This is a genomic window from Bacillota bacterium (assembly GCA_030705925.1).
Classification (GTDB): domain Bacteria; phylum Bacillota; class Clostridia; order Oscillospirales; family Feifaniaceae; genus JAUZPM01.
In genome coordinates this window covers 1-13579 of the sequence record JAUZPM010000058.1, presented here as the reverse complement: position 1 = coordinate 13579, position 13579 = coordinate 1, and the positions used below count along the sequence as shown (strand labels likewise).

The 13579-nt window shown below is 42.5% G+C and carries 11 protein-coding genes and 1 CRISPR repeat array; all 11 genes read right to left on the bottom strand.

Features of this window, described 5'->3' with window-relative positions; genetic code table 11:
• Positions 1–36 precede the first annotated feature (36 nt).
• Positions 37–544: direct repeats of the CRISPR family, unit length 33 nt; unit sequence ATTTCAATCCACGCACCCCGTGTGGGGTGCGAC.
• Positions 545–714: 170 nt separating this feature from the next.
• Entirely contained in the window at positions 715–1005 is a 291-nt protein-coding gene (gene cas2 / locus Q8865_08945; protein ID MDP4153545.1) for a CRISPR-associated endonuclease Cas2, read from the bottom strand.
• Positions 1006–1014: 9 nt separating this feature from the next.
• Entirely contained in the window at positions 1015–2046 is a 1032-nt protein-coding gene (gene cas1c, locus Q8865_08940) for a type I-C CRISPR-associated endonuclease Cas1c (GenBank protein MDP4153544.1), read from the bottom strand.
• The gene (gene cas4, locus Q8865_08935) at positions 2043–2708 is read right to left on the bottom strand and encodes a CRISPR-associated protein Cas4 (GenBank protein MDP4153543.1); all 666 of its coding nucleotides are present in this window, start codon (positions 2706–2708) and stop codon (positions 2043–2045) included. The genes cas1c and cas4 overlap by 4 nt, the downstream gene beginning before the upstream one ends.
• Positions 2698–3561, bottom strand: coding sequence for a type I-C CRISPR-associated protein Cas7/Csd2 (gene cas7c / locus Q8865_08930; GenBank protein ID MDP4153542.1), 864 nt, complete (start codon positions 3559–3561; stop codon positions 2698–2700). The genes cas4 and cas7c overlap by 11 nt, the downstream gene beginning before the upstream one ends.
• 23 nt (positions 3562–3584) lie before the next feature.
• Positions 3585–5447, bottom strand: coding sequence for a type I-C CRISPR-associated protein Cas8c/Csd1 (gene cas8c, locus Q8865_08925; protein ID MDP4153541.1), 1863 nt, complete (start codon positions 5445–5447; stop codon positions 3585–3587).
• Positions 5448–6167 carry a type I-C CRISPR-associated protein Cas5c gene (gene cas5c, locus Q8865_08920; GenBank protein MDP4153540.1) on the bottom strand — a complete coding sequence of 240 codons (720 nt, stop codon included), beginning with the start codon at positions 6165–6167 and terminating at the stop codon, positions 5448–5450.
• A gap of 11 nt (positions 6168–6178) precedes the next feature.
• The gene (gene cas3 / locus Q8865_08915; GenBank protein ID MDP4153539.1) at positions 6179–8554 is read right to left on the bottom strand and encodes a CRISPR-associated helicase Cas3'; all 2376 of its coding nucleotides are present in this window, start codon (positions 8552–8554) and stop codon (positions 6179–6181) included.
• Positions 8555–8928: 374 nt separating this feature from the next.
• Positions 8929–9585 (bottom strand): hypothetical protein, encoded by a 657-nt coding sequence (locus Q8865_08910; GenBank protein ID MDP4153538.1) that lies wholly within the window; start codon positions 9583–9585, stop codon positions 8929–8931.
• 47 nt (positions 9586–9632) lie between these two features.
• Positions 9633–10838 carry a WG repeat-containing protein gene (locus Q8865_08905; protein MDP4153537.1) on the bottom strand — a complete coding sequence of 402 codons (1206 nt, stop codon included), beginning with the start codon at positions 10836–10838 and terminating at the stop codon, positions 9633–9635.
• A 26-nt stretch (positions 10839–10864) separates the two neighbouring features.
• The gene (locus Q8865_08900) at positions 10865–11497 is read right to left on the bottom strand and encodes a hypothetical protein (GenBank protein ID MDP4153536.1); all 633 of its coding nucleotides are present in this window, start codon (positions 11495–11497) and stop codon (positions 10865–10867) included.
• A gap of 116 nt (positions 11498–11613) precedes the next feature.
• Positions 11614–13266, bottom strand: coding sequence for an S-layer homology domain-containing protein (locus Q8865_08895; GenBank protein MDP4153535.1), 1653 nt, complete (start codon positions 13264–13266; stop codon positions 11614–11616).
• Between the last annotated feature and the right edge of the window lie 313 nt (positions 13267–13579).

Below are 13579 nucleotides of genomic sequence, written 5' to 3'. Positions count from 1 at the left end.
CAGACGTTATTCCCACAAGCGATTGCTGGTGTTTCGATTTCAATCCACGCACCCCGTGTGGGGTGCGACTACACCGATCGGGACCGAATTATTAATTTTTAGGGATTTCAATCCACGCACCCCGTGTGGGGTGCGACAGCAATACACGTATAGCGGTGGCGGGCTTACAGATTTCAATCCACGCACCCCGTGTGGGGTGCGACGGTGATTGAACGGAACGGATATGAATATGCCAGAATTTCAATCCACGCACCCCGTGTGGGGTGCGACAGCATTAAGTTTTCATCATACTTAAATGATTTGCTATTTCAATCCACGCACCCCGTGTGGGGTGCGACATAAGAAATGGCTAAATAATGAACCAGATGGGGAACATTTCAATCCACGCACCCCGTGTGGGGTGCGACAAAAGATGAATGCCCTGCCGAAACGGATATAAAACATTTCAATCCACGCACCCCGTGTGGGGTGCGACGCCGGGGAATTGGTAAAGGAGGATAAATAAATGCGTATTTCAATCCACGCACCCCGTGTGGGGTGCGACAGCAAAAACGCACAATAATATCAAATCGGCCGCAATATTTTTTGTGCATTTTATTATAAAGTCTCTCTTATTTAGTCTTTATTATCAATATAAATGCCAAAAAGCCCATATCTAACAGTTAAAATCAAGTGCGAATGCACCTGCATTTTTATGTTTGATTGGCATCCGCATTATACAAGCAGGACACCTTCAACATCGAATGACTGTTTTGCGCCGATATGCTCAACCTTGTTTTTATAATTATTTCCAAGATAATAAAAACGAAGGCTGTCTGTTTTAGGATCTATGAGAAGCTCGAGCTTATGCTGTACTTCACGGCATTTTGCAGCATCCATGACGCATTCGAAAACCGAATTCTGCACACGCTGACCATAGTTCACACATTGTTTAGCGACTGCTCTGAGGCGTTTCCGCCCCTCGGCGGTTTCTGTATTTACATCATAAGTTATAAGCACCAGCATAAAATACTCCTACTTCCATAAAAACGGCGGATACTCGTCCAAGTCGCCTCGGATAAAGCGTGCAAGCAGCATTGCCTGCACGTACGGGACAAGACCCCACTCAATCGTTTCTTCCAAAAACGGGTGTGTCAGCTGCTGTTGTTTTCTTTTTTTCCATGCGGACAAAATAATACGTCTGGTATCGTCATTCATTATGACAGCACCATTTTCTTTTTGAAAAAAGCCGCACGCATCAACCTGTTTTTTGTTTATCAGTGAAAGAACAAAGCGATCTGCGCAAATTGCCCTCAGTTCTTCCATTATATCAAGCGCAAGAGATATTCTTCCCGGTCTGTCCCGGTGCATGAACCCGACATACGCATCAAGACCGACTGCCTCGGCGGCTGCCGCAGTATCATGAGCGAGCAGCGTATACACAAACGACAGCATTGCGTTGACATTATCAAGCGGCGGGCGCTTATTTCTGCCTTTGAAATAAAAGTCATTCTTTTGCTGCAGAATAAGTTCATCAAAAACACTGAAATACGTACTTGCAGCCTCTCCCTCAAAACCTCTGAGCTGATCCAAATTGCTGCACTTCGAAACCAAATTTATGCTTTGCATAAGAAATTGCGAGGCCTGTTTTAACTTGGAAATATCAAGTCGCAGTTCATGATCGCGTACAGCTCGTTCTATAACGCCGCGCGCGTTATAGATCTTTCCTATTATAAAATTTTTTGCAATCTTTGCGCTTTGCGCTTCGCTTTCCGCAATGCGGAATTGTGCTTTTCTGAGAATCACGTTGCCCTTTGTTTCACCTGTGACCCTTGCGAGAAACCGTCCGTTCTGTGTCAGAAAAGTGAGAGCAATGTTGTTCTCGGCGCATTCGCCCATAAGGGCTGGGCTTGCCCCGGTATACCCGAAAGCTATTATGCTTTCAAGATTATGCAGAGGAACTCTGATCTTCTCTTTCTCTTCGCAGAGAACAACGACATTCTCCCCATCTAGTGAAAGATAGGAATTGGGCGACGTCACATAAAGTGTATTTAAAAGCTGTCTCATTTTTGCGCCTCGCCTACCTTTTCCGCGATATACCCAGCTGCAGAGATATTTTTATTCAGCTTTGTCATGCACAAATCATAAAGCGAGCACATCCTGCAGCTTTTACTGGTTCTGACTTTCGGTGTGTAACGCCGCTCATACATTCTGTGCATTTCTTCTGTAATATCATAAACCTTCTGCCTGACGGCATCGTCTATATCAACTTTTATCCTGCGCCCAGTTTCCCCATAGTATAAGTAAGCCACCTCGATAGTGCAGGCAAGCATCTCCTCAAGGCAGATCGCCTGTGCGGCAAGCTGAAGATCATCCTCATCGGTCTGTTTCGGCTTGCCGCGTTTATATTCGATCGGCGACGGCTTATACAAATTATTTCGACCGAATATTTTTACTCCGTCGCCGGATTCGTAAAACTCTACTACATCGCATACTCCCGTTATGCCAAGCCGCCGCGAGAAAACCTGAAGGCCCCTTGATATAATAAGTTTGCCTCGTTTTTCAGCAAATTCGGCATCGTGCGCCTTTTCATGAAATATGTGCCCCTCAACTGTGAGCAGGTTCTCCTGCCATTGCTGTTCAATATGTATCAGCGCCCACTTGCGCCTGCAATATTCAAAATGCCTTATACCTGAGATATCAAGAAAATCCTCGTCATCATATTCCATCATATATCTCCGGAACAAGCCCGGGAAGATCGAAAGTTTTAAAATGATAGCCGTCAAGATCATATTTGTCTTGTTTGGCAGAATCGGTATCCCATTTCAGCGTACGATGCACTTTTGCCGAGGAGTATTGACCCGAGGGACAGTTATGCTTCCACCAAAACAGTTTGTAAACTTCCATGCTTCCGTCCGGGCGTGCGGAAGATGCATCGTTTTCAAAAAGCGATACCAGCGCTTTTCTAATAAGCTCGGCATCATCATTATTGAAGCCGGTTTTTTCTGCGAGCTGCGCATTGATGCTTCCGTATATCACATATACGCCAAAATCAACAAAATGCTTCATACCCATAGTATCGGATGCCTTGCTATCTTTGCCAGACTCGCTGTTCACGCTTTTCGTGATCTGTATGCTGACGATGTCCACCGGCAAAACGCTGACAGCCTGATGGATCGATACAGGTCCTCTGATTCCAAGCGAGACTTCCACGCCTTTAAATGCGAAAACCTGGCCGAAACTTCTTACATCGATCCATTCTTTGCAGGCAATTTCACCACATTTTTCTTTGTCTGCGTTTTTGTTGTTTTTCATTTCGGCACGCAGTTCTTCACATCCGTCAGCCCTGTCTTTAAGGCTTTTAAAGCCGTCGTCCGCCCTGTCGTCCGACTGCACAAAAATGCGCTGTCCCATATCCTGCAAGCGATTGCGTATCTTGCGTTTGATGCAGACATCTGAAATTTCTCCGAATCCGTCGTAGTTTTCACGTGGACGGTTTCCGTTCAGCGGATCTCCGTTTGGATTTGCGTTTTTGACTGATATTACAACTGCAAAATCAAATTTTCCTTCGATGCTCATTATTAACATCCTTTCTATATGTAAAATTATGAATTCTTTTTTTCAGCCGCTCTGCGGGCGATCTCATCGTCAATCGCCTTGCTCTGACACCAAAAGCCGAGGATATACTCGCCCTTCATAGGCCTGTTATCCATAAAATCCTCATCTCTGAACATGCTTTGAACCTCTGAAAGCTGCGCCTCATAAATGCCTCTCAGGCCGCCCAGCTTTGATATATAAGGTAATAGCCTTTCATGGATCATTGCCCACGTCTTATAAGGATGCTGCGCGCACATATTCATGTAACGCATCGCATTCGTTTCCCTGCTCTTGTCGTCTTTGTCAAAGGTCGCGCGTTCAAGCTTATCGGCAATTGCAAGCAGTCTGCCGTATAAATAGTCACGTGTGGTTCTTTTTTCATCCAGTGCCATTTGAAATTCCTCCTGATTTATCTTAAATTTTCTATAAAGCGCACAAAAAACGCTTAGAGTTTTTTCCCAGGCATACGGTTCAGCGGCTACCGGATTTACAGCCCGGTTAAAAACAGCGTTTAAAATATCCGCCTGAAGTTTTTCTCCGTCAATAATGCAGTGAAGCAGCCTTTCGTTTACCTCTTTTTTCAGCCTGTCATCGACCCTCTCGCCATAGGATGCCTTTGCAATATCAGCCGGTGACGGCGCGCCGATAAACGTAATCCTTTTAAATTTCTGTTTGCCCTTTTCGTCAAAGCCATCATTCGCAAGTTTCGTGTGCTCCCATACACAGGTTCTGTGCCAGTTTTCTATGCGTGATAAAAAATCCGAGCCCTCAAGTTGTCGGTAATAGGTTATCGAAAGGCGGCCGGTAGTCGCGGAATCCAGAGCCATGACAACGATTTCGCTTGCCCCCTGTAAATCATATTTATAGCCGGAGATAGCTTGATTCAGACGTTTTGCAAATTCTTCGAATGTATCAGGCTTTTCCTCTCCGCAAAAAAATGCTTCGTCGCTATCAGCCATCATTTTGGGAAGGTTTTCATTTTTTATTCCCCATGCGACAATTGCCTGCTCGCCGCATTTAAAGCCCTGCTTTTCCACCAGCCATTTTAACGCATTGTGTATTTTCTGGCTTGTTTCATATCCAACCCGAACAACCTGCTTATCGCTTGTAAAGCGCCCGCGGTATGTAAAGCCTGACGAATCATTTGAGGAAATCAGTTTTGCCTTGTCGCCCGTGTTTCTGATTTTTGCGGGGTGACTGTCTGAGCAAGGGATAACTTTTCCGCTGACATAGCACATGTCTGATTCAGACTGTCCGCTTAAAAGGTAATTTATATAACAGTCCCATATGTTTTTATCGAGCCATATCCTGTCGTCGCCGTCGTCGCCTGTGATAAAAACTCTAAACCTGACAAACGCATCAATCTGGTCTTTATTATCTTTGCTGTCTTTTAAACTATTCTTATCCGGATCATAAATTAGAAGCCCGCTTTTTATGAGATCTTCAATAAGCGTTTTTTTACTGAGATATGTAAGTATTGCTGAAATCTTAGGATGTGTGTATTCCGAGAGGCTCCATTTTTCAAGCGCATCGACATAGGCCAGGTATCTTTCCGCTCCCTTTCTTTTATCGCCGCCGAACTGCATGTAATCGCCCGCAACAAATTCAAGCTTGTCATGAAGCGGGTGCGGCTCATTATTTCCTGTGCGTGTAGCGGACTTCTCGGTGCATGGTATGATTGTGACACTATCGTTCTTATCGACCATATTTGCGCTAACGAAATTACCGTCTCCGTCGACTGTGACCTCGATCTGTGCATTCTGCGTCGTATGCGCGATAGGCAGCAGGGGCAGTTTGCCATCCGCTTGCGCAACGCCGACAAGCGAGGTGCAGTTTTCATAGGTTTCATAAAGTTTTTCAGTCCAGCTCACTTAAAAACACTCCTCCCCCTCAAATTCGCGAAGACCGCTGAATCCATCGTCAGAAAAATGCTTTGCCTTCATCGGGTGAAGCTCACGCCGAAGATTTTTGTCACATTGCTCCGGCGGAATAAATTCGATAACTCCTTTTCGCATGACAGGCCGCCAAAGCCTTGCGGCAAGCACGTCCTGCCCTGTCTCATCAGGATAATCAAACCCGTGGAACATCAGCCCGAAAGCAAGCTCCGGCACATCGTCATAAGCGCCCTGACCGTCGCCGAAAGCGCATGGTTCCACATACCCCTGACACTCGCGCGTCCCAAGAAAAATATCTCTTCTCCCTCCGCGCTCGATCATTCGCTTTGCTATACAATGATGCTTGTTTTCATTTCTGTCCTGTTCAAACTCAGGGCGATGCTCATTCCAGATAAAATGCGCCCTGACCTGATACTCGACATTAGTCAGATAGGTATAGTAAGCAAGCGTGTTTCCGCCATTATACTCAATCGGTCTGATCCCTTCCGATATTGTCTGAATGGAATGCTTGATACGCACGGCGTCGATCACCCAAATAAAAGTCGGCTTCCAGTAGACAGATTCCAATATCCCCTTGAGCGCCTGATAAGTGGGGATTTGATAGCTGAATTTTTCGCCGCCCATTTTAGTGGTCGGGTCGCTGAATAACGCCCGCCTGCCCCAAACCTTGAACTCAACTATGTTTGGCTTTTCCATTTATATCACCTCTAACACATTAAAAAATCCAAATTGCCTTTTTCATAAACAATGCCTGCCGCCTCATTATAATTCTCCTCTTTTAATGCAAAAACCGTATCTGCGCAAACTGTAAAAACGGCATTATCGGCTATTAATTTTTCAAATTCATATTTAAACAGGTTAACGGAATATTGCTGCGCCTTTTTCAACAGCAGCTTTTTTTCTTTTATATCAATGTTATCATTCAGCCTTGAAATCAGTTTTTTCCCTTCAGTTGAATATGGTACGATCACCGAATATTCCGCGCCCTCGATCACGTCGAAATGTTCCGCCGCGGTTTGAAACGCCTGACAAAGCAGTATGTCAGGCCGGCTGCCGGTTTTATTTTTATAATTAGTAACAAGCTTTTCGTTTCTGCTCAAAAGATCGTAGACAGTCGTGTTTAATTCTTTTATGTTATAGCCCATTTCGTTTTTCTGGCGTTTATAATATAGATCATAATATTGATCCATTACGGCAGGGGACAAAAGATCTCCGTCAAAGCGTTTTTGATCCTCATGAAACTCAAACAGTACACGTCCTGTGCAGTCAGCGCCGTTTTTGATGTCCGGTAGTTTGCTCAGAGATTCTTTTTTCATCTGAACGATATAAACCGTGCCGCATGGCCTTTCTTTGTGGCGGTTGCACCTTCCCGCAGCCTGAACTATAGAATCAAATCCGGCAAGCGAGCGGACAACACATTCAAAGCTGATGTTTATACCAGCTTCAATCAATTGCGTGCTGACGCATATTACACGCTCTGTTCTAAGCTTTTCCGTCATATCCTTTAAAACCGCTATCCTGTGAGCCGGGCACATGCTTGTGCTGAGATGGAACAACGTATAACGCTTGTCCTCCGGCAGGTTTTGATTCAGAGCATAGAGAGCTTTATATAATCGAAGCGCGGTCGTTTTAGTGTTCATGACAAGCAGCATACTATTTTTGTCCCGCATCTTGTCAAATGAAAAATCGGCAAGCTCTTCTTCCGTAAAAACCACATCACCGGTCAGATCTTCAAGCTCTACCCGTTTAAACTGCGAAAACAATTTATCGTCGTTTATTATATCCGCGTAAGGCTTGATGTTCAGCGACACATCAGTATCGCCAAGGCTCGGCTGTGTCGCGGTGCACAATACAATTGTAGCCCCGCAAAATCCTGCAAGAAAATTCAGCGTGCTGTTGAATAAATATAGGCACCGAACCGGCAGCGTCTGCACCTCGTCAATTATGATGACCGAATTTGCCATCTGATGCATACGCCTTAAATCCTGGGTTTCTCTGCTAAAAAATGTATTTAAGAACTGCACCATAGTTGTCAGAATAATCGGTTCGCTGTAACGAACCGTCAGCACTTCAGATCTTTCGTCCTGTTCCCTGACTATGTTTGAATGATGCTCAAATAAAGCATCCTCCCGTTTTAACGTCTTCTTGAGTTCGAGCGCTGTCTGATCAAGGATTGATATATACGGCGCAATATAAAAAATACGATCCTTATTAAATTCTAAAGCATGTTCAAGCGCAAAGCGGAAACTGCTTAAGGTCTTTCCCCCGCCGGTCGGCACCGACAGCCGATATATCCCGCTCGGGCCGTGCGCGGCCTGTTGGCATCTATCCGAAATTTCGTGCCTCAAATGATCGATCTGCGTATTATCCGGAAGACTTGAGATTTCCTTTTCCAGATTGCTTAAAAGTTCTCTCCAAAGCGGCTGCAAATCAGGCGTTTTTTCAGGCGGCAGATTTGCCATAAACCGATATGTATTATCCCTGTCCGCGTCAATCAGGCATGAGAAAACATATTTCGTAAGCAAATGGAGAAAAAACACGCCTTCTTCCCCAAATGATTTTATGGTTTTCCAATAAGTCTCGATTTCCTTTGCCGCGGCCTCAAACAGATCCTCGATTTCGGTCTTTGAGCAGACCTCTGCAAAAAAATTTGCCATGCTCTCATCATAACAGATATCTTCCTTTCCGCAGACTCTTTCTGAGAAAGCATCTTTGCAATTTGGCGTAATACAATCGATTAAGCCGCCGTGATGCGAGCAAACAGCCAGCGCCGCAATCTGCGCCGTCAAGCGTGAGACCACCGTTTTTGCGTTTTCAGACATTTTATAGGCAAACCGGGCGCCTGCAGTTGAGTGATCGACAGACCCTCTGCGTGAGAAATCATCTGGATGGGTGCGGCAATATTCAATATATTCTTCAAATTCAGTTTTTTCTTTACCCGCATCATGCAGCAATCCTGCAAGCTTTGAAATCTGCGATAATCCAATTTTTCCGCCGTTTACTTCACAAATGCCCGCGACCTCTTCATTATGCTCCTTTACAGATTGTATCGTTCCGTCATTCCTAAAGTGTGCAGTAAACATCTTAATCCTCCAAAGAATACAATATTTTGTCATATTATAGTATATCTACAGAATAATACAATTTCTTGTTCAAGTCAATTATTGGATATATTACATAATAATAGCTTCTAGGTTAACTCCGTAATTTTTTCAGAGCGCATCATTGCTGCTGGTATAGCTAATGCTTAGTAAACTCTTTTTTGCAATCCATAAAATTATATAAGTTTTTTGCAAAAGAAAATCGGCAGGTATTTTAAGCAGTACCTGCCGATTTAATTATAAAGCGATCTTTTTCAGTATTATCCTCCGAATAAATTTGCTGTATTTCTTTTAAAAGTCATATCAGTTTTGCCATCCCCATTAACATCAGAGTATTCTGCGATTAATCTTTCCTGTTATTTGATCGAACCAAAAGTTTTTATTATTTCATCCACGTCTTTTTCCAAACTTTTTGCCTTTTCCCAGTCATTTTTAACTAGGCTCAATTCTGTTGCATCTATCTTATATCCTGAATCATTATAATAGGTGTCTGGCGATTTTATAATATTGTCTAAACTGCCAAACGGGTAGTCTGTTTTCGTTGCGTAATAATAGCTGACCCCATTTACTTCACCTATTTTTTGAACGCTGTCAAGAAACGGATTATCCGCAAGATCAGCTTCTTTTAATATCATAAATATCAATAGCCCTTTTTTTGAATTAATCAAATCTCTTCCTGCTTTGCTTTTTCCGTAGAAATTGACGCTAATTACACTATCATTTGAATTAAGGCTTTCTATTTTATAATGCCCTTCCCAATTTTTCGGTAATTCAAGTTTATAACCGCATTTACTGTTTTGAAATAATATTTTCTCTGCAGGTTTTTGGGCTGATTTTTGACTATCTTTATTTGTCGGCTCAGAAGGCTGCTTTTGTTTTTGAATATTTGCAGCATTTGGGGAAGGCTCTGTTATCGCACTAGTAGAATTATTTTTATCATAATTATTATTGCATGCACTGAGACCGACAGCTTCCATTATTATTATAAAAATTAGAATGAATTTTTTAAGCATCCTAATCCCCCTATTGCCGCCTATATTCAAAATTCAAGAACTTATAATCAATTTTTCGGTCCGACACGATTCCCTGCTCTGTCAATATAATATCCATCCGGGTTTTCATCATCATAAACATACATCAACCCATTATTATAAGGCAACGCATAATTATACTTTGGTTCCACCACATATTTTCCACTACAGTCTATAAAGCCGTAATTCTCAGTTTTTTTATCTATAACCATTGACAGTCCATCATGATATTTGTCTATGTATTCAAAATCTCCTGAAAAAACCAAATCACCGTGTGAGTTTAAGCATCCCCATCCATTGTCAAGACTAACGGGTATAAGTCCGTCCGAGTAATCTTCACAGCCGCAATACCCATATTTCGCCTCGATGACAACATTCCCGTTTCTGTCAATAAAGCCATAATCGTTTCCTATTCCAAAGACAGCAAGACCGTTACTATAAGGACGAATATAATCGAATTTAAAATCTACGACTGTTTTAAAATTGGTATCTACTACTCCAAATTTGCCTGATTCATCTGCTGCAGGTGCTAGTCCTTCTGCAAATTCGCCTACATAGCGGTATGTTGGAGAGACCTGTTTTATACTTTTATCTACAAAAAATCCGCCGCTAAACGGTTTAATCGCGGCAAATCCATCCTCGGTGAAATCGCTTAAAGACATACATTCAACTGTTCCAGCCGACATCCCCTTTTGATCTATATAGTTCACTGTATAGATAGGTGGTTCACCATGAAATGTGTCGCCGGGCTTAACTATCCCTGCCAATCCGCAATGAAAACTTCTAGCCTCATCATATTGAAATGGGATCACAGTTTCGCCTTTTTCGTTTATATACCCATATTTATCGCCTTTTTCTACAACAGCAAGCCCTTCCGAGAAATCTTCAGCGTCATTATACTGCGGACTTATGATAACGTTGCCGCCCCTGTCCATAAAGCCCCATAAGCCGTTTTGTTCAAACTTAAATAGACATCCTTCGTCCTTTTCCAAGACAGCCTCTCTTTTCTCTGCATCCCATGTGACCTTATACCCCAGCGTTTCAGCAAGCTCTCTTAGCGGCACGTATGTACTGCCGTCAATGTTAACGGTCTCATTTGAAAATTTATGTTCAGCCCCGTTAACCGTTACTTTTGTATCTGTTGTGTATGCTTTAAGCTCTCTTGGCCCTTGTGCCGAGGCGGTAATAAAGGAAAAAATCAAAGTCATAATTATGAACATAGGTATTTTTTTCATATTATTCATCTCCTATTTTGTTTGCATCATTCAACTCTATCTAATTCAAAATACATACCTTCATAACTTAAAATCAAAGTGTTATCATTTTTAATAAAAAAGCTATTTCCAATGCTGTTCCAAAGATTTTTCTCCCCGTTATTTTCGTATATATCTATACCTGTAACAGAATTTGCCTCTATGCCAATTTTATCCAAAGTAGTCTTTGTGTTAAAAATAAAATCTTCTTTGGAATATATATTTCTTTTATAAACAGGTGTATTACAAATATTTTTTTCAATAGCCGCAGAATGCTGAGAATAGGTAATCTTTTTGCCGATAATAGAATTGATATCATCCGCAGTCAGCGCGGAAACAGTTCCAGTATCATAAGTTTTGCTAATTTTCCATATTCCATAAAAACCTTTTGATTTATTAGTGTCAGCATTCGGATTCTTAGGTGAACTTTGTGCATTACTCTGAATGTCAGTTGAAGTTTTCGGCTGTTGAATCGCTGTTGCATTGTCTGTAAAAGTCTTATCAGGAGCGACATTTGATTGGCTGCCAATATTTTTACTTACATCAAGATTTTTACCCGTCTTTGAACTTTGCTGACTTAGACACGCACATAATGTGCATAGAATTAACAAAAGTGTAATACATAACATTATCTTTCTCAAATTACTCTTCCTTTCCACAAAACATAGGAAGCGAGTAAATCTCATTTTTGCACGCCCATATTTTACCTCAAATATACCAGAACAGGCAGGATTTGTCAATCATGCCTGTTCTTTTGTTATTGCACATTAAATAGCCGCTTAATTGTAATTATCGCCTGTTGTCTGGTGTAGTGCGAATTAGGTTCAAACTTGCCGCCGTCCATGCCATTCATGACCTTAAGATTGTTTGTCTTATCTGTGGCAGATGAAACATAGCTGATTGCATCCTTGCCCCAATCGGCAAAAGATGAACTGTCAGTAAAGCTGATTGCATCACCCTGCGGCTCTGAATACCCCAATACTTTCGCCGTACGGTACAGCATCGCTGCCGCCTCCTGTCTGGTGATATGCCCCGATGGATCGAAAAGTTTTTCACCCTTCCCGTTTACAATACCAAGCGCCGCCGCGGCTAAAATATTACTATTGCCCGTATCATTAAAGGCATCTTTATTAACAGTCAGACCCTTATCTGCAAGCACTTTATCAATCGTTTTTCCTGTCTTCTTTTCAATCATATTGACAACCAGCGTGCAGAAGTCTTTGCGAGTAATGTCATAGTTGTACCACTGGTCGAACCCTTCTGGCATAAGCGATAGCTTATCCGCCTCGCTCACCTCATCCTTCGCCCATTCCGCCGGCCTATCAAGCACATATTTTGTCGTCGGCATTTTAGCTATAAAAGTATCATTTGCAGTGTTTTTTTTCAGCGGTATGGGATCATAGCGATATTCCGGCTGATTCAAATCAGTTTCCGTCCAATGGTCTCCCCACGTCCACACCTCTCCGTTTCTTTTTACAAACGTTGCAAATCCCCCGCTGTATAACTGAATTACATCGCTGATTTTCTGAATTTTTGTGGGTTTCTCCGTTGCCATCATGTATCCGCCATCTTTATTCAAGGATATATCTCCATAAAGATAAGCATCGCCGCTTTTATCAATCATAATGTTAGCACCATCAGATAAACCAGTTGCAGAGCTGATATCATTGATTTTACGAAGTTTTTTATCTTCATCCGGGTAGCCTATGTCCCACTCCCAAACTGTACCGTCTTTTTTTAAAGCAGCCGCGTTCCAGCATCCGCTTGATACAGCGATAATATGATCTAAGACCTCAATGCACCGAGGATTAATATGATCCTCGTTATCCTCATACCGCCAATACCAAACAGTCCCGTCTGCTTTAAGCAACAATGTGTAATTATAATATGCCGATACGCTTACTACATTGTCGATATTCTCCACTTCAACAGGGTTAGGCAGAATTATTAGATTATTATGGCAACCCCAAACCCAAACTGTGCCATCATCTTTCAATGCAATGTTTTCAGCATTACCGGCGCTGATGCAAACGATATGACTTAGCCCTTTAATTTGAACAGGAGCATCCCTATCTTCAGATGTTCCGTCGCCTAATACGCCGCCTAAGTTTGTCCCCATAGCCCATACTGTTCCATCTTCTTTAAGTAATAGAACTCGGTCAGTTGAAACGTCAACCGAAGCTACTCCTTCTAAAACTTTTTTTGGCAAGGAGACAAAGCTGTCAAGCACATAACCCCAAACATAGGCATTTCCATCATTATCGATCGCAGCATTGATGCCGTTGCACGCCACAACCTGCCGCTGGATCTCAAGTGGAAAAACTGCACTTGGTTCTATACTTGCTTGCACCGTCATAGAAAGACTAAATAACATCAGGCATAGTATTAATAATTTTAAATATTTTTTCATAAGCTGCTCCATTTCAGGATACTGCGTAACACTTTACATGCTTTATATGCTCCAAATATACCAGAAAATGCAGCAATTGTCAATTTTACTCTTATTGCACGATTAATTACTGCTTGACGCCTCACTACAATGGGAGAGTCAATGGTTATTTTGTACTATGGCTAAATTGAACAGAATAGTTACCCCCCGGCAAAGCCGGGGGTTCTTCATATGCGGGCAAAGCCCTGTTTTTCTGGCGGCGCCTCAAGGCGCTGGTACGGTCTGCCACTTGCAAAAGTGTGTTACTTGCTACCCGTAAACGGGTCTACGTACT

Bases quoted from the DNA above. Each gene is read 5' to 3' on its own strand.
- cas2 (MDP4153545.1), bottom strand. From the start codon at position 1,005: ATGCTGGTGCTTATAACTTATGATGTAAATACAGAAACCGCCGAGGGG.
- cas1c (MDP4153544.1), bottom strand. From the start codon at position 2,046: ATGAGACAGCTTTTAAATACACTTTATGTGACGTCGCCCAATTCCTAT.
- Q8865_08905 (MDP4153537.1), bottom strand. From the start codon at position 10,838: ATGAAAAAAATACCTATGTTCATAATTATGACTTTGATTTTTTCCTTT.
- Q8865_08895 (MDP4153535.1), bottom strand. From the start codon at position 13,266: ATGAAAAAATATTTAAAATTATTAATACTATGCCTGATGTTATTTAGT.
- Q8865_08910 (MDP4153538.1), bottom strand. From the start codon at position 9,585: ATGCTTAAAAAATTCATTCTAATTTTTATAATAATAATGGAAGCTGTC.
- cas4 (MDP4153543.1), bottom strand. From the start codon at position 2,708: ATGGAATATGATGACGAGGATTTTCTTGATATCTCAGGTATAAGGCAT.
- cas5c (MDP4153540.1), bottom strand. From the start codon at position 6,167: ATGGAAAAGCCAAACATAGTTGAGTTCAAGGTTTGGGGCAGGCGGGCG.
- cas3 (MDP4153539.1), bottom strand. From the start codon at position 8,554: ATGTTTACTGCACACTTTAGGAATGACGGAACGATACAATCTGTAAAG.